Consider the following 16,211-nt stretch of genomic DNA (forward strand, 5'->3'; position numbering starts at 1 on the left):
GGTGCCCGGTCGCGGCCGTGCGGCGGCGCCGACGTCCCGCGACACGTCCGCCTCCGGGCGGATGCGGCACGGTCTCCCGTGCGGGATCGTGACTCAGCGCTCTCGCCCCGAGAGCCTCGATCACCTGGGGGACCAGCACCACATGACACGACTCGCACCACCCTTCGCCCGCGGCGCCGTCGCCGCCACCGCCGCCGCTCTCGGCCTCGCGCTGCTGGCGGCGACGCCCGCCTCGGCCGCCGAGATCGAGGGCGAGGAGATCTTCGAGTACAACGGAGGCGGCATCACCGTCGACGCAGGTCCCGAGTACGCCGGCTACGACGTGTTCGTGCAGTCGCAGGTCCCGCGCACCGTCGAGGGCTACGAGGGCGGTGGGGTCTGGAACATCCGCAAGGCGTCGCTGGACGCTGAGGGCACCGCCCGCGTCGTCAACTTCGCCGGACCGACGAACCTCTACTTCTTCAGCCCGAGCGCTGCGCAGCCGGGCCTCGAGCTGCCCGAGCCCGATGCGAGGGCGGCCATCTACCGCGGCGGCGAGATCGAGTATGACGTCGACCCGGAGGCCGGCACCGCCGTCGTCGACGGGGCCGTCCCGACGGTCACGGCGCCCGCCCTGACCGACCTGCAGACGTACGGCACCCCGCTCACGCTCGCGACCGTCCAGCCGTCGAGCTACACGGTCGACGAGGCGTTCGACCTCACGTTCTCCGAGCTGTACTGGGCGGGGCCGGGCGACCTCGACGGGCAGGCGACCAGCACCGTCGTCTACTCGGAGCCGACCACCATCGGCACCGCGGCGATCGCCGGCGGCTCGGTCACCACCACCATCGGCGCCGAGTACACCACCGACCCGCACACGGTCGTGCTGCTGGACGGCTACGGCCGCGTGCTGTCGGCCGCGACGCTCGACGGCGGTGCCGCCGCTCCGGAGGCCGAGCCGACGGCGACGCCGACCACGACCCCCGTGGCCGTGGCTCCGGTCGCGAACACCGGATCGAAGCCGGGCGCGAAGCCCGGCGCTCACCTCGCGGAGACCGGCGTCGAGGCCGGCCCGATCGCCCTGCTGGCGAGCGGCCTGCTCGCCGCAGGCTTCGGCGGACTCGTCCTCGCCCGCCGTCGCCGCGTGAGCGCCTGACGCACCACTCCGGAGCGGAGCGGACCGGAGTGCGCGAGCACGCCGGTCCGCCCGCTCCCGGCACGACGAGGCGAGCACTGCTGGCGGTGCTCGCCTCCTCCGTGCTCCCCGGGCTCGGCCACCGGATGCTCGGGCGCCGGCGAGCGGCGGCCGTCCGCGCCGGCCTCGCCGCGCTCGCCGTCCTCGGGATCGCCCTCGGCGCCTGGACCGCGTCCTCCGACCCCGCCGCGCTCGTCGGTGCCGCGACGGACACCCGCGTCCTGCTGCTGCTCGGCGCGCTCGGCGCGCTGATCGGCCTGTTCTGGATCTCGGGCCCGATCGCCGCCGCCCTGCTCGCCCGGCGCACCGCGGCACCACGGGCGGCGCTCGCACTCGTCACCGCGCTGGCCGTGCTCGCGCCCCTCGCTGCGACCACCTGGTGGGTCTCGACCGTCTCGGCCCAGCACCGCCTGCTGACGGCTGTCTCGGCGTCGGGGCGCGGCGTGGAGCCCGTCGACGGCCGCTACACGATCCTGCTGATGGGCCTCGACGACGACCCGCTGCGCGACCAGGTCCTCCTGCCCGACTCCCTCACCGTCGTCAGCGTCGACGCGGTCACCGGGCGGAGCGTGCTGTTCGGTGTCCCGCGCACCGCCGCCAACTTCCTCTACCCGCCCGGCTCCGCGATGGCGGCCGCCCTCCCCGAGGGGACCCGCTGCCTCGCCGGCTGCGGGGTCAACCACACCTATCAGTACGGGCTCGAGCACCCGGAGCTCTACCCCGGCAGCGCGGACCCGGGCGCGGACGCCGTGCGGGAGGCGGTCAGCGGCTACACGGGCCTGCCCGTGCAGGCGACGGTCTCGATCCGGATGACCGGCTTCGTCGAGCTCGTCGACGCGCTCGGCGGCGTCTCGGTCGTGGTCGGCCGCCCCGTCCTGCAGGCGGGCGTGCCCGACGACGGCAGCGGGCGCCCGGTCGAGTACGGTCCGCCGATCGAGGCCGGCCTCCAGCACCTGGACGGCGGCGAGGCGCTCTGGTTCGCCCGCTCGCGGGTGAACACCTCCGACGCCGACCGCTCCGAGCGGCAGGGCTGCCTGCAGGCCGCGCTGTTCCGCCAGGCCGACCCGCTGACGGTGCTGACCCGCTTCCAGGCGATCGCCCGCGCGGGCGGCGAGAACGTCTCGACGAGCCTCCCCGCGGAGTCCCTGCCCGCGCTCGCCCGCCTCGCCGTCGCGGCCCGCGCGCACCCGTTCGTGCGCGTCGAGCTCGGCCTGCCGCTGACCCTCCCCGAGCAGCCCGACATCAACCTGGTCCACCGGACGGTCGCCGAGGCGATCGCCGGGACCCGCGAGGAGGACGCCTCGACGATCGAGGTCCCGGCAGCGGACGCCCCGGTCGAGGGACCGGCGGTGACCGCTCCGGCCGGCCCGGACGGGGCGGAACCCGCCTGCAGCGTTCCGTGAACCGCCGCCACAGATCTATGCAGAGGCATACACTTCCGGCATGAGCGACCTGGAGAAGCACCCGGAGGAGCACCCGGTGCCCGCCGGGCGCAGCACCGCCGTCGAGAGCCCCGCCGTTCCCAGCCCCGTCGTCGAGATCCTCGAGGCGCGCCTGGTGCCGCTCGGCGGACCCCGCGCGATCGAGGTGCGGCGCACCCTCCCCCAGCGCTCGCGCTCCACGATCGGCGCCTGGTGCTTCGCCGACCACTACGGCCCCGTGCGCCTCGGCGCGGAGGCGGGCATGGACGTCCCGCCGCACCCGCACACCGGGCTGCAGACCGTCAGCTGGCTCTTCGAGGGCGAGATCGACCACCGCGACAGCGTCGGCAGCCACCAGCTGGTGCGTCCGGGCGAGCTCTACCTGATGACCGCGGGGCGCGGCATCTCGCACTCCGAGGTCTCCACCGGCACCGAGCCCGTGCTGCACGGCGTGCAGCTCTGGGTGGCGCTGCCCGAGGAGGCGCGCCTGGGCGACCCGTTCTTCGAGCACCACCGCGGCGTCCGCGTCGCACTGCCCGGCGCGGTGGCGCAGGTCTTCGTCGGCGAGCTGCTCGGCGCCTCCGTTCCCGCGAGCGTGTTCACCCCGCTCGTCGCCGCGCAGCTCGACCTCGAGCCCGGCGCGCGCGTCGAGATCCCGCTCGAGGCGGCCTGGGAGTACGGCGTGCTGGTCGATTCCGGCCCGATCGCCGTGGACGGCGTGGACGTGGCCCGCTCCGACCTCGCCTACCTCGCGCCCGGCCGCGACGCGCTCGTGCTCAGCGCCGGCGACGAGGGTGCGCGCGTGGTGCTGATCGGCGGCGAGCCGTTCCCCGACCAGCTGGTGATGTGGTGGAACTTCGTCGGCCGCAGCCACGACGACGTCGCCGCCGCGCGCGAGCGCTGGCAGGACGACGTCATCGCCGGCGGGGACGCGGACGGCCCGTTCGGCACGGTCGCGGGCTACCCGGGCCGAGCCCTGCCCGCGCCGACGCTGCCGACGGTCCGGCTGAAGCCGCGCCGGCGCGCCTGAGGCGGCGCGCCGGCACCGGCCGGGTCAGGAGGCGCTGTCCGCCTTCTCCTTCGCGGCGCGCTTCTCGGCTGCCTCGCGGTCGGTCGCCTCGGCGGTCTCGCGGAAGGCGCGGCGCGGATCCTGCAGCGCGCTCATCGGCGACAGGTCGCGGCGCGAGACCGCGTCGACGAGCCAGCCCGCGATGATCCGCCACTTGCGGTCGAAGGTCGGCATCGCCGCCCCGTGATAGGCGCGGTGCGCGAGCCAGGCGGGCAGCCCGCGCAGCTTCACGCCCTTGATCAGCCCGGCGCCCTTGCCGATCCCGTACTCGGCGACCGTGCCGACGGACACGTGCCGGTACTCCTCGACCGGGCCGCCGGTGATGTCGGCGATGATGTTGCGCGCCAGCAGCTTGGCCTGACGGACGGCGTTCTGGGCGTTCGGCGGGTAGTACGCGGGCTGCTTCGCGGCGGTGAGGTCGGGGACCTGCGCGCCGTCGCCGGCGGCCCAGGCCGAGCCGACGGGCTCGCCGTCCTCGGTGATCACCCGCAGGCGGGCGTCGGCCATCACGTGGCCCTTCGGCCCGCGCGGCGCGTCCGTGGCATCGAGGATCGGGTTCGGCTTGACGCCGGCGGTCCAGACGATCGTCGCGGTGGGGATCCGCTCGCCGCTGGAGAGCTCGACCACGCCGTCCTCGCAGGAGGGCATCGTGGTCTTCAGGTGCACGTGCACGCCGCGCTTGCGGAGGTGGTCGAGCGTCCAGACCGAGAGCTCCGGGCCGACCTCGGGCGCGACCCGGTCGAGCGCTTCGACGAGGTGCCAGGTGACGTCGCCCATCGACAGCGAGGGCTGCGCGGCGAGGGTGCGGCGGCTGAGGTCGAGCAGCTCGCTGAGCGCCTCGACCCCGGTGTAGCCGCCGCCGACGAAGACGAAGGTGAGCAGGCGCCGGCGCTCGGTCGGATCGGTGGTCAGGGCGGCCTTCGCGATGTTCTCGATGACGCGGTCGCGCAGGTGCGCGGCCTCCTCGACCGTCTTGAAGCCGATGGCGTGCTCGGCAAGACCGGGGGTCGGGAAGGTGCGGGTCACCGCACCGAGGGCGAAGACGACGTGGTCGAAGGGCAGCGTGCGACTGGTGCCGTCGATCGCCGCGACCGTCGCGGACCGGTCGGCCAGGCTGACGCCGGTGATCGCGCCGCGGACGATCCGGGTCCGCTTGAGCGCCTGCACCAGCGGCACGGTGACGTGCCGGGGCTGGACGTGCCCGCCCGCCACCTCCGGCAGGAGCGGCTGGTAGGTCATGTAGGGGTTCGGCTCGACGACGGTGACGTCGATCGGCGTCGCTCCGCGGAGCTTCTCGAGGCCCCAGGCCGTGTAGAGGCCGACGTAGCCGCCGCCGAGGATGAGGATGCGCGTCGTTCTGGTCGCCGCCATGACGTTTCCCTTCTGAAGGGCCGACCCGGCAGGACCGGGCGCCCGCACCGTGCTGAGGACGCTCCGACGCTACGCCGGGCTCCGCGCGCGGACCAGGGCCTTGCGCGAGTCGCCACGGCCCGCAAGCACGGACCGCGGACGCTGCCGCGCAGGGGCGGCCTCAGCCGGCGGCGAGGTCCTCTCCGCTCAGGCGGCGCCGGTACTCGCTCGGCGACAGGCCCGTCTCCGTCGCGATGGCCCGCCGCAGCCGCTCGGGCGAGGAGAAGCCGGAGCGCCGGGCGATGTCGCTCAGCGGAAGGGCGGCCGAGTCCGGGGTACCGACGAGGCGCAGCGCGTTCTCGGTGCGGACATCGGAGATCAGCCTGCGGAGGGTCGAGCCGCGCTCGTCCGCCACGGCGCGCTGCAGCGTGCGCAGGCTGACCCGGCAGCGCCGCGCCACCGTGCTCGGGTCGAGCGTGGGGTCGCTGAAGTCGGCCTGGATGACCTGCAGGGCGGCCTCCACCATGTCGTGCAGTCCGAGGCGCTCGCGCGAGCCCTCCTCCCGCTCCGAGCCGAGCAGCCGCGCGAGGCGCAGGACGGTGCCCTCGAGGTACTCGGCCTGCACCGCGTTCTCCGGGTCGAGCTCGGCCAGGAACGCGCGCAGCATCGTGCGCGCGGTGGCCGTGGTCGAGGTGGCGGGGATCAGCCGGACCGGATCCGCGCGACGGCGCTCCGAGACGCCGTTGTCGGCGCAGAGCACGAGGAGGCGGACCGGGCGGGCGGAGCGGACGACGACCGGGTCCTCCGTGGAGAGCGCGAGCCCGCCGTCGTCGACCTCGAGCAGGTCGGCCGACGCGTCGACGGCGAGCGAGCCCTCCATCGGCAGCACGAAGACGGAGGAGCCGTCGACCGCGCTCGTCCCGGGCCAGCGGACGGCGAACGGCGTCGAGACGACGTGCAGCACGCGGACGCGCTCGGTCGCAGCGATGACGAGGTCCATCCGGAATCCTGTCGCCGTCGGGACCGACACGTCGACGGTGCGGCGGAGCGCGGCGACGCCCTCCGCGCCGCGGAGCCGGATGGCGCGGGCGCCGGCGCTGAGCGGGATGCAGAGCGGATTGCGGTGAGAGGGGCGAGGGATCACGGTGGCGACTCCGTTCGAAGGTGAGCGAACGTCGACGAGCGCTCGCCTTCGGAGCGTAACAAAACCTGAGGGACTCTCGCCATCCCTGAGCGAAGCTCGAGGAGTCGCTATTGGAGGGCCGAGGTGAGCCGCGCCAGATTGTCGAGGATGGTCGAACGCAACGGCTGCTGCCGCCACTCACGCAGCGTCAGCTCCCGGGAGTGCTCCCGGTAGTCCTGCTGCACCTCGCGGAGGTCCTCGACGAAGTCGGAGCCGCGCACCATCAGCGACACCTCGAGGTTGAGTGTGAACGAGCGCATGTCCATGTTGCTCGAGCCGATCACGGCCACGTCGTCGTCGATGGTGAAGTGCTTCGCGTGCAGGATCGTGGGCTTGCGGTACATCCAGATCCGCACGCCCGCCGTGAGGAGCGTCTCGTAGTAGGAGCGCTGCGCGTGGTAGACGACCGCCTGATCGCCGATCTCGGAGACGAAGAGCTCGACGTGCACCCCGCGCCGGGTCGCGGTCGTGATCGCGTAGAGCATCGCCTCGTCGGGGACGAAGTACGGGCTGGTGATGATGATCGACTTCTGCGCCGAGTAGAGCAGCGCGAGGAAGAGCCGGAGGTTGTTCTCACCGTCGAAGCCCGGCCCGCTCGGCACCACCTGGCAGTCGATGGTGTCCCGCGACTGCAGTGCCTCCATCGGCGCCGACTCGCGCAGGAGCAGCTCGTCGGTCTCGCTGTACCAGTCGGTGATGAAGATGGCGTTGATGCCCTGCACCACCGGCCCCTCGAGGCGCACCATCAGGTCGTGCCAGTGCAGACCGCGGCGGATGTTGCCGCGCTTGTTGTAGCTCGAGTCGACGACGTTCTGCGAGCCCATGAAGGCGGCGTTGCCGTCCACGATCAGCAGCTTGCGGTGGTTGCGCAGGTCCGGCCGCTGGTACTGGCCGAGCCACGGGCGCACGGGGAGCATGTAGGACCAGTGCGCGCCGGCCCGCTCCAGCGCGCGGAGGCGGCGGTGCGTGCCGGTGTAGTAGCCGGGGACGCGGATCGAGGCGATGTGGTCCAGCAGGATGCGCACGGTCACCCCGCGCGCGACCGCGCGGTCGAGCGCGTCGAAGAACGGGGCCGTCGTCGCGTCGGCGGCGAGGATGTAGAACTCGCAGTGCACGTAGCTGCGGGCGCGGTCGATCTCGTCCGCCATCGCCCGGATCGTCTGCTCGTAGCCGCCCTGCAGGCGGGCGTCGTTGCCGCCGACCAGCGGCATCGCACCGAGATTGCGGTTGAGCGTGACGACCGACTCGAGCCAGAGCGGCCACGGGTGGTTGCGGGCGACCCGGTCGATGCCCTCCGTCGACTCGAGGATGAAGCGGTTGATCTCCTCCTGCTTGCGCCGGCGCTTGCGCGGCAGCCGGTAGCTCCCGATGAAGAGGAAGAGCAGGATGCCCACGTAGGGGATCAGGAAGATCGCCATCAGCCAGGCGAGGCCGGTGGTCGGGCGGCGGTTGCGCGGGACCACGATGACGGCGATCACGCGGACGACGAGCTCCACGACGATGGCGCCGACCGCGAGGATCAGCGACCAGTCGGGGGTGCTCACGCGGGCTCTACGCGGCGTCGCGCGGGGGCAGACCGCGGCGGGCCCGCTCCTGCGCCTCGATGCGGTCGTAGGCGCGGCGCTCGTTGCGGTCCGAGCGGATCAGCGCGCGCATGATGAACCAGAAGAGGAGGCCGATGGTGACGGTCGGCACGAGTGCCCACAGTCCTTGATTCCACAGCTCCCAGTCCATGGGGGCGATCCTACCCGGGTCGGCCGGGAGCGGGCCCGGAGCGGCCGCTCAGCGCACGGTGCTCGTCAGCGGGTCGCTCGGCGGCCGGTTCGGCTCAGCTGCTCTCGATCGAGCGATTGAGGGCCGACGCGTCGGCGTTCAGCCCCTCGAGCTCGGAGCGCAGGCCGTCGTAGACCGCGACGTCGGTGTCGATCGCGGCGCGGGTGGCGTCGATCGCCTCGCCCCGCGCGAGCAGGTCGGCCCGCTCGGCGTCGAAGGCGGCGTCGGAGGCGAAGTCACCGCTGTCCGCCCGGGCGTTGAAGGAGTCGATCTCGGCGTTCAGCGCGTCGTACTCGGCGTTGTTGGCGTCGATGCGCGCCGTCAGGTCGGCGTACATCGCGTCGATGCGCGCGACCAGCTCGGTGATCCGGTTCTCGAGATCGGTGAAGACCGCCTCGTACTGGGCGTTCAGGCCGACCACGATCGAGCGGTCGGCGAAGTACTCGGCGTAGTGCGCCTCCAGCGGGGGCGGCAGGTCGGCGACCTCGGTGCCGAGGATCGAGTGCAGCTCGTTGACGCGCTCCCCCAGCCCGCCGGTGCGGTAGAGCTCCAGGCGCTCGGCGATCGGGCCGTCCTGCGGCAGCGCGGCGTAGGCCGCCTCCAGCTGGGCGCCGACGTCGGCCTGCTCGGCGGCGTCCATCCGGACCCACGCGGCGTGCAGCATCTCGTGGGCGGCGGTGACGTCGCGGATCCCGTCGAGGTCGGGGTTCTCGACGTCGGAGATGTAGATGTCGCTGCCGGTGTAGCAGCCGAGCACGATCTCGTCGGAGGCGCCGTAGCCGCAGAGTGCGTTGAAGCCGGTCGTCGGCTCCACCGAGGGGTTCGAGGCGTAGTAGAGCGCGCGACCGCGGGTGGACATCGCGGTGCGGTCCGCGAAGCCGGTGATCGTGGCGTCGGGGGTGAACGACTGCGCGGCCCGCTGGTCGGCCAGCGCCCGGCCGAGATCCGCCGAGTCGACGAGCACCGAGGTCGCGACCGCCGTGCCCACGCCGAACTGCGCGAGCGTGAGCACTCCCGCGACGACCGTCGCGACGATGCTGGATGCCCTGACCACGCCCTCGAACCTACTTGACCAGCGGGAAGAGGATGGTCTCGCGGATCCCGAGCCCGGTGACGGCCATCAGCAGCCGGTCGATGCCCATGCCCATGCCGCCGGTCGGGGGCATGCCGTGCTCCAGCGCGCGGAGGAAGTCCTCGTCGAGGCGCATCGCCTCGTCGTCGCCCGCCGCGGCCTGGAGGGCCTGCTCGACGAAGCGCTCGCGCTGCACGACCGGGTCGACCAGCTCGGAGTAGCCGGTGGCGAGCTCGAAGCCGCGGACGTAGAGGTCCCACTTCTCGACGACGCCCGGGATGCTGCGGTGCGCGCGCACCAGCGGCGAGGTGTCGACGGGGAAGTCCATCACGAAGGTGGGACGGACGAGGCCGCCCTTGACGAAGTGTTCCCAGAGCTCCTCGACGTACTTGCCGTGGGTGGGCACGTGCACCTCGACGCCCTCGCGCGCAGCGAGGGTCTCGAGCTCGACCAGCGGGGTCGCCGGGGTGATCGCGATGCCCGCGGCCAGCGAGAGGCTCTCGTACATCGAGATGCGGTCCCACTCGCCGCCGAGGTCGTACTCGGTGCCGTCGGCCCAGGTGACCACGTGCGAGCCGGCGACGGCGAGCGCCGCGTTCTGGATCAGCTCCTGGGTGAGGTCGGCGATGCTCGAGTAGTCGCCGTAGGCCTGGTACGCCTCGAGCATCGCGAACTCGGGCGAGTGCGTCGAGTCGGCGCCCTCGTTGCGGAAGTTGCGGTTGATCTCGAAGACGCGGTCGATGCCGCCGACGACGGCGCGCTTGAGGTAGAGCTCGGGCGCGATGCGGAGGTAGAGCTCGGTGTCGAAGGCGTTCGAGTGCGTGGCGAAGGGGCGGGCGGAGGCGCCGCCGTGCATCACCTGGAGCATCGGGGTCTCGACCTCGAGGAAGCCGTGGTCGACGAAGGTCCTCCGGAGCGACGCGTTCACGGTGGAGCGCGCGATGACGGTCTCGCGGGCCTGCGGGCGCACGATCAGGTCGAGGTAGCGCTGGCGCATCCGGGTCTCGTCACCGAGCTCGTTGTGGAGGTTCGGCAGCGGGAGGATCGCCTTGGCCGCGATGCTCCACTCCGACACCCAGACGCTCAGCTCGCCGCGCTTGCTGGAGAGCACCTCGCCGGCGACGAAGAGGTGGTCGCCCAGGTCGACGAGCTCCTTCCAGCTCGCCAGCGACTCCTCGCCGACGTCGCCGAGCGAGACCATCGCCTGGATGCGCGAGCCGTCGCCGGCCTGCAGCGTCGCGAAGCAGAGCTTGCCGGTGTTGCGCTGGAAGACGACGCGGCCGGCGAGGCCGACCTGCTCGCCGGTCTTGACGTCGGGCTCGATGCCCTCGTGGCGCGCGCGGACGGCCGCGATGGTGTCGGTGACCGCGACGGAGACCGGGTAGGCGCCGCCGCCGAGGTCGTCGCCGGCCAGCTCGATCAGGCGCTCGCGCTTGGCCAGGCGGACGGCCTTCTGCTCGGAGGCCTCCTCGGCGGAGAGCTCGGACGGGGGCACGGGGGCGCCGGGGGTGTCGACCATGTCAGAACGCGGGTGCTTTCGGTTGGAGGCGGCGGGCGCGATCAGGCGAGCAGGATCGGGCCGTTGTCGAGGAGCCGGGTGGAGCCGACGACCGCGGCGACGAGCACGAGGGCCGGGCCGCGGTGGTCGTCGTCGACCGGCAGGAGCGTCGCCGGGTTCGCGACGACGAGGTAGTCCAGCTTAACCAGCGGCTCGCCCATCGAGGCGGACTGCGCGGCGGCGATCACGGCGTCGATCCCGCGGTCGGCGGCGGAGGCGGCGGCCTCGAGCAGGAGCGGGATCGTCCGGGCGGCGCGGCGCTCGCGGGCGTCGAGGTAGCGGTTGCGACTGGAGAGCGCGAGGCCGTCAGCCTCGCGGACGGTGTCCACGCCCTCGATCGCGACGGGCAGATCGAGATCGCGGACCATCCGGCGGACGAGGAAGAGCTGCTGCGCGTCCTTCTGCCCGAACATCGCGACGTCCGGCTGGACGATGTGCAGGAGCTTCGAGACGACGGTCAGCATGCCGTCGAAGTGGCCGGGGCGCGAGCGGCCCTCGTAGAGCGAGCCGACCTTCCCGGCGACGACGCGGGTGGAGGAGGGGCCGTCCGGGTACATCTCGGCGACGCTCGGCGCGAAGACGTGGGCGACGCCGCGCTCCTCGAGCAGGGCGACGTCGGCCGCGAGGTCGCGCGGGTAGCGGTCGAGGTCCTCGTTCGGGCCGAACTGCAGCGGATTCACGAAGATCGAGACGACGACGACGTCCGCGATCTCCCGCGCCCGGTCGACCAGCGCGAGGTGCCCGTCGTGCAGCGCGCCCATGGTCGGCACGAGGGCGATCCGCGCCCCGGAGCGCCGCGCCTCCTGCAGGGTCCCGCGGAGCTCGCCGATGCGTTCGATGGTGCTGATCACCCGAGAACCCTACCGGCGGGGGCTGCGGGGACAGCGGCGGGGGTCACGCCCTCCGCGCCACGGCCGCACTGAAGCCGGGTCCACGAATAACGTGAGTCTTCTTCATCGAAGAGGGGGTGGCATGCAAGCACGCGACGGTCGAGGCTCGACGCTCGGCCCCGGACTGGGTGCGCTCGCGCTCGCGCAGGTCGCCGCCTCGACCGCCACCGGTACGGTACTGACGATCGCGAGCATCACGGCACTCACTCTGTCCGGATCCGAGCAGATCGCCGGACTCGTGCAGACGTCGACGGTCGTCGGCGCGAGCGCGCTGACGCTGCCGATCGCCCGGCTCGCCTCGACCAGGGGGAGGAGGACGGCCCTGGCGGTCGGCTACGGCGTGGCGATGCTCGGCGCCGCCCTAGCGGCCGCCGCGGTACTCAGCGGTCTGCCGGCACTCCTTCTCGGCGCGGCGATGCTGCTCGGCGGCGGCACGGTCGCGGGATTGGCGGCCCGGTTCAGCGCTGCCGAGCTCTCGCCCGGCAACGCAGCGCTCGCGATCTCACTCGTGCTCTGGGCCTCGACAGCGGGATCGATCGTCGGACCGATCCTCGCGGGAGCAGTCGCGACCTCCAGTGCAGAGGCGTTCCTGCTGGTCGCAGCGCTCTACGGCGTCTCCGCGGTGTGCGTGCTCGTCGGGCTTCCCCGTTCCCCCGCCCGATCGACGGTCGCGCCCGACAGCCGACTGCGCTTCGGGGATGTCGTCGCGGTCCTGAGGAGGTGTCCTCGCGCGCTGATCGGACTGGTGGTCTCCGTCTCGGTGCACGCGACGATGATCGCGCTGATGACCCTGGCTCCCGTACAGCTGCACGCGAAGGGAGAGCCGACCGCGATCATCGGGTTGCTCGTGAGCGGACACCTCGCCGGCATGTACGCGCTGAGTCCGCTGGTCGGTCTCCTGGTGCGACGCGCCGATGCACCACGCTGCGCGGCAGTCGGCCTGGGCCTCTCCATCGCCGCGGCCGCACTGCTCGGGGTCGGCGTCACTGGCGGGACTCCGCTCTTCGCCGTCGGTCTCACCCTGCTGGGCGTCGCGTGGTCGATCGGAATGATCGCGGGCTCGACGCTCGTGACCGAGTCACTGAGCCGCCGCGATCGGACAGCGACGCAAGGGGCCACCGATCTGGCGATCAACCTCGGTGGCGGGGCGGCGAGCATCGTCGCCGGCGCGGTGGTCGCCGCCGCGGGATACGCGCCCCTCGCATGGTGCTTCGCGGGGCTCGGCCTTCTCTGCATGGCGATGCTGATGACTCTCGTCGCTCGATGCCCGCTCCACGGCGCTCCCTGAGCGCCGGTCCGCGAGACGGCAACCCGCTTCTGGTCGAGCAGCCCGCGCAGCGGGCGTATCGAGATCGACCAGCCTCAGAACACGAGTCCGCAGACACGCACTGCTGATGACGGTGGGTCTCCTAGGAAAGATCACCCAATACGTATGGGAGAACCATGCTGATCGAGTAGCCCGCGCAGCGGGCATATCGAGATCCACCACCGTCAGAACGCGAGTCCGCAGACCCGCCCTGCTGGTGGTGGCGGGTCTCGATACGCCCCTGCGGGGCTACTCGACCAACATGACGCGGCGCAGCCGCGTCCTTTCCCACACCACCGAGACGCGAAGCGGCTTCGCCGCTCGATACGCGCCTGCGGCGCTACTCGACCAGCATGGGCGCGCCTGCGGCGCTACTTGACCAGCATGGGGTGCCTGCGGCGCTACTCGACCAGCATGGGCGCGCCTCCGGCGCTCCTCGGCGGGCGGGCGGCGTCAGCCGGCCGCGCGGCGGAGGGCGTCGTCGACGGAGGAGCGGACGAGGCTGGAGAGGAAGAAGCCGGGCTTGTCGACGCCGATGCCGGCGAGGAGGCCGGCGGCCTGCTCGACGATGGCGGTCGAGAAGGTGGTCGCGGTCGAGACGGCCTCGGCGTAGGCGGGGCGGTCCGCCTCCGCGACGGTGACCGGCTCGCCGCCCATCTCGACGACGAGGGCCTGCGCGATCGGCAGCACCGGGCCGGGGGCGGTCACGGCGAAGTAGGTCTCGGCGAGGCGGGCCAGGTCGAGGCTGGTGCCGGTGAACGTCATCGCCGGGTGCACGGCGAGCGGGATGACTCCCGAGGCCAGGGCGGGGGCCAGCACGCCGAAGCCGTGCTCGGCCGCGGTGTGCAGCACGAGCTGGCCGGGCTGCCAGGCGCCGGTGGCGGCGAGTCCGGCGACGAGCGCGGCGATCTCGCCGCCCGGGACCGCGATGATCACCAGCTCGCTCCGCTCGACGAGGTCGGGGATCGCGAGCACCGGGGCGCCGGGCAGCAGCGCGTCCACCCGCTCCCGTCCGGCCTCGCTCGTCGTGGCCACGCCGATCACGGCGTGCCCGGCGTTGGCGAGCGCGGCGCCGAGCACCGGGCCGACGGGGCCGGCCCCGATGATCCCGACGCCGAGGCGTCCGTCGCGGCGGGCGTCAGGCATACGGGTCTCCCTCGGGTGCGGCCCACGCGTCGCGGGGCGTCGGGGCGGCGACCGGGCGCCGTCCCCAGTGGTGGCTGGCGTCGCGCTCGGCCGCGGCGGTCCCCGCCCGGCCCACGCGCTCGAAGAAGGCGAGCCCGTCGGCGACGCTCATCACCGGCACCAGCGGCGTCACCGGGCCGGCGACCGTGTGCACGCGCGCCGAGGCGAGCCCGAGCATCCGCTGGAGCGGCCCCTGCTGCACGCCCACGCTCTGCATGCGGGCGAGCGGGACGACCGTGACGCGGCGCCAGACGGCTCCGCTGCGCAGGACCACGACGTCCTCCGCCAGCCGGAACCCGGTGCGCCGCCAGGAGAACGGGCGGAGCAGCATCGCCGAGCGGGGCGCGCTGGTGAAGCCGGGGGCGTCCCGGCGGCGGAGCGCGTCGCCGACCGGGGTGGCCTCCGACCCGGCGTCGGCACCGGGCAGCAGCAGCGCGAGCACGCGCTCGACCGCCGCGAGGTCGCCGACCGGCAGGATCGTGGTGTTCGGCTCGCCGTTCGCGCCGCGCGAGGCCGCGTGCCCAGCCCGGTCGATCTTGACCTGCCACCAGCCGAACGGGCGCCAGAGCAGCGGCTGGGTGATCTCGACGGCATGGATCCGGCCGGGCGGCAGGGTGTCGCTGCTGGTCGAGAGCACGCCGTAGCCGACGCGGACGCCGTCGGGCGTCGACGCGATCGAGTAGCGCAGCGAGCGGACGAACTGGCGGATGTAGTAGCTGCCGGAGCCGATCAGGCCGGGCAGGATCGCGAACAGCACGTAGGGCGAGCCGTAGACCGAGGTGAGGACCACGGCGACGATCGCCACCACCAGGAAGAGCGTGAAGCCACTGAACACCAGCGAGCCGAGCAGGCGGCCCGGTGGGATCGAGACGACCGACTCGGGCGGCGTGTCCTCGGCCGGCTCGCCGAACTCCTCGATCCGGCGAGCCAGGAAGCCGCCGGCCGGCGCCTCCCCCGCGACCGCCTCCCGCTCGCGCACGCCCGAGGCCAGCCGCAGGATGTCGCGGCGCAGGGCGTCGACGAGCCGCGAGCCGAGGTAGGAGAGCTGCACGTTCGCGTCCTGCCCGGCGACGCTGACCTCGAGCTTCGCCGCGCCGAACAGCCGCGCGAACAGCGGGCGCTGCACGGCGATCCCCTGGATGCGGTCGAGCCGCGCGCGGCGGTTGGTGCGGAAGAGCACTCCTGAGCGCACCTCGACGATCTCGTCGGTGATGCGGAAGGTGTGCATCCGCCAGGACAGCCAGAAGGCGAGGACGGCGACGGCGAGACCCGCGGCCACGGCGAGCAGCGCCCAGCCGATCAGCCCGCGGTCGATCAGCGCGTCGACCGGGTCGCCGCTCTCGTAGTCCCCCGGGCCGGGGAGGAAGAGCTCGAGGAGGCGCTCGCGGAGGTTGGTGATCAGGATGCCGAGGACGACCAGCAGGCCGATCCCGCCCTTGAGCACCGGGGTCGCCGGGTGCAGGCGGTGCCACTCGCCGTCGGCGAGGTCGGTCTCGATGCCGCGGACTGCCGCCGGAGCCTCGCTCACAGGCCGGCCCGGCGCGACTCCGCCAGCGCGACGAGTCGATCGCGCAGCTCCTCGGCGTCGCCGTCGACGAGCCCGGGGATGCTGACGCCGGTCGCCGCGGCGGCGGTCACGAAGCGCAGATCGGCCAGGCCGAGCGCGCGGGCGAGCGGCCCGCGGTTGACGTCGATCAGCTGCATGCGGCCGTAGGGCACCGAGACGAAGCGCTGGAACATGATGCCGCGGCGGAAGAGCAGGTCGTCCTCGCGCAGCTGGTAGCCGTAGGCGCGGGCGCGACGGGGAGCGACGACGAGCATCGTGACGGCGAGGACCGCGGCCGCGAGGACGAGGATCCAGGCCCAGTCGACCCCGATCAGGAGCAGGAAGGCCGGCACGGCGAGCAGCACCACGCTCGAGACCACGGCCGAGACGACCTCGACGGCCACGTACTTCGGCGAGACGCGCCGCCACGGGCCCGCCAGGTCGAGCCGGTCGCCACTCGGGGAGTCGGGCGCGGCGGGGTCGAGCCGGACGCCCTCCGGCTGGACGGCGTCGTGCTCCGGTCGGACCGCCTCATGCTCCGGCTGGACCGCGTCGCGCTCCTGCTCGAGCGCCGCCTCGCGACTCCGTGCCTCGCGGCGGCTCAGCGGCTCCGGAGCGGCCGAGGGGGTCGCCTCCTGGTCGTCGGCCATGATGACGTCCTCCCTGCCTGCGTCCGAGCGGGCG

At 73.2% G+C, this 16,211-nt stretch carries 14 protein-coding genes; 4 read left to right on the plus strand and 10 right to left on the minus strand.

From position 1 onward, the window contains the following. Positions 1-142: 142 nt before the first annotated feature. From HQQ86_RS11525 to HQQ86_RS11535, 3 genes are read left to right on the plus strand one after another with little or no spacing between them, the layout of a single operon-like run. Entirely contained in the window at positions 143-1,135 is a 993-nt protein-coding gene (locus tag HQQ86_RS11525; protein ID WP_173288204.1) for an LPXTG cell wall anchor domain-containing protein, read from the plus strand. Between the two features lie 29 nt (positions 1,136-1,164). After that, entirely contained in the window at positions 1,165-2,577 is a 1,413-nt protein-coding gene (locus HQQ86_RS22040) for an LCP family protein (protein ID WP_173288205.1), read from the plus strand. Between the two features lie 40 nt (positions 2,578-2,617). Then, positions 2,618-3,625 (plus strand): pirin family protein, encoded by a 1,008-nt coding sequence (locus HQQ86_RS11535; protein ID WP_173288206.1) that lies wholly within the window; start codon positions 2,618-2,620, stop codon positions 3,623-3,625. A gap of 24 nt (positions 3,626-3,649) precedes the next feature. Here the strand turns inward: HQQ86_RS11535 and HQQ86_RS11540 are convergent, their stop codons facing one another. The 7 genes from HQQ86_RS11540 to panC form a co-directional block, all read right to left on the minus strand. Next, on the minus strand, positions 3,650-5,035 hold the full coding sequence (locus HQQ86_RS11540; protein ID WP_173288207.1) for an NAD(P)/FAD-dependent oxidoreductase: 1,386 nt from the start codon (positions 5,033-5,035) through the stop codon (positions 3,650-3,652). A gap of 160 nt (positions 5,036-5,195) precedes the next feature. Further along, positions 5,196-6,158 (minus strand): AraC family transcriptional regulator, encoded by a 963-nt coding sequence (locus HQQ86_RS22045; RefSeq protein ID WP_173288208.1) that lies wholly within the window; start codon positions 6,156-6,158, stop codon positions 5,196-5,198. 107 nt (positions 6,159-6,265) lie between these two features. Next, positions 6,266-7,741 (minus strand): cardiolipin synthase, encoded by a 1,476-nt coding sequence (gene cls, locus HQQ86_RS11550; RefSeq protein ID WP_173288209.1) that lies wholly within the window; start codon positions 7,739-7,741, stop codon positions 6,266-6,268. A gap of 7 nt (positions 7,742-7,748) precedes the next feature. Then, on the minus strand, positions 7,749-7,931 hold the full coding sequence (locus HQQ86_RS11555; RefSeq protein WP_123446793.1) for a hypothetical protein: 183 nt from the start codon (positions 7,929-7,931) through the stop codon (positions 7,749-7,751). A gap of 94 nt (positions 7,932-8,025) precedes the next feature. Next, complete coding sequence (locus HQQ86_RS11560; protein WP_173288210.1) at positions 8,026-9,024, minus strand: hypothetical protein; 999 nt, start codon at positions 9,022-9,024, stop codon at positions 8,026-8,028. 10 nt (positions 9,025-9,034) lie between these two features. Continuing rightward, a complete protein-coding gene (lysS, locus tag HQQ86_RS11565) occupies positions 9,035-10,561 on the minus strand; it encodes a lysine--tRNA ligase (protein ID WP_173288211.1) in 1,527 nt (508 codons plus the stop codon). Between the two features lie 41 nt (positions 10,562-10,602). Next, positions 10,603-11,439, minus strand: coding sequence for a pantoate--beta-alanine ligase (panC, locus tag HQQ86_RS11570; protein WP_367948656.1), 837 nt, complete (start codon positions 11,437-11,439; stop codon positions 10,603-10,605). 133 nt (positions 11,440-11,572) lie between these two features. Between panC and HQQ86_RS11575 the strand changes: the two genes are divergently transcribed. After that, complete coding sequence (locus HQQ86_RS11575; protein WP_173288213.1) at positions 11,573-12,778, plus strand: MFS transporter; 1,206 nt, start codon at positions 11,573-11,575, stop codon at positions 12,776-12,778. Between the two features lie 471 nt (positions 12,779-13,249). Here HQQ86_RS11575 and HQQ86_RS11580 read toward each other — a convergent pair whose 3' ends face one another. The 3 genes from HQQ86_RS11580 to HQQ86_RS11590 are packed head-to-tail and all read right to left on the minus strand — an operon-like array spanning position 13,250 to position 16,177. Further along, positions 13,250-13,942, minus strand: a complete 693-nt coding sequence (locus HQQ86_RS11580) for a Rossmann-like and DUF2520 domain-containing protein (RefSeq protein ID WP_173288214.1) — start codon at positions 13,940-13,942, stop codon at positions 13,250-13,252. Continuing rightward, positions 13,935-15,509: a PH domain-containing protein gene (locus tag HQQ86_RS11585; RefSeq protein WP_173288215.1), complete on the minus strand. Its 1,575-nt coding sequence runs from the start codon at positions 15,507-15,509 to the stop codon at positions 13,935-13,937. Before HQQ86_RS11585 ends, HQQ86_RS11580 begins: the two co-directional genes overlap by 8 nt. Continuing rightward, positions 15,506-16,177, minus strand: a complete 672-nt coding sequence (locus tag HQQ86_RS11590; RefSeq protein ID WP_173288216.1) for a PH domain-containing protein — start codon at positions 16,175-16,177, stop codon at positions 15,506-15,508. The genes HQQ86_RS11585 and HQQ86_RS11590 overlap by 4 nt, the downstream gene beginning before the upstream one ends. Between the last annotated feature and the right edge of the window lie 34 nt (positions 16,178-16,211).

It is taken from the genome of Rathayibacter sp. VKM Ac-2857 (genome assembly GCF_013205025.1).
In the GTDB taxonomy this organism is placed as follows: Bacteria; Actinomycetota; Actinomycetes; order Actinomycetales; family Microbacteriaceae; genus Rathayibacter.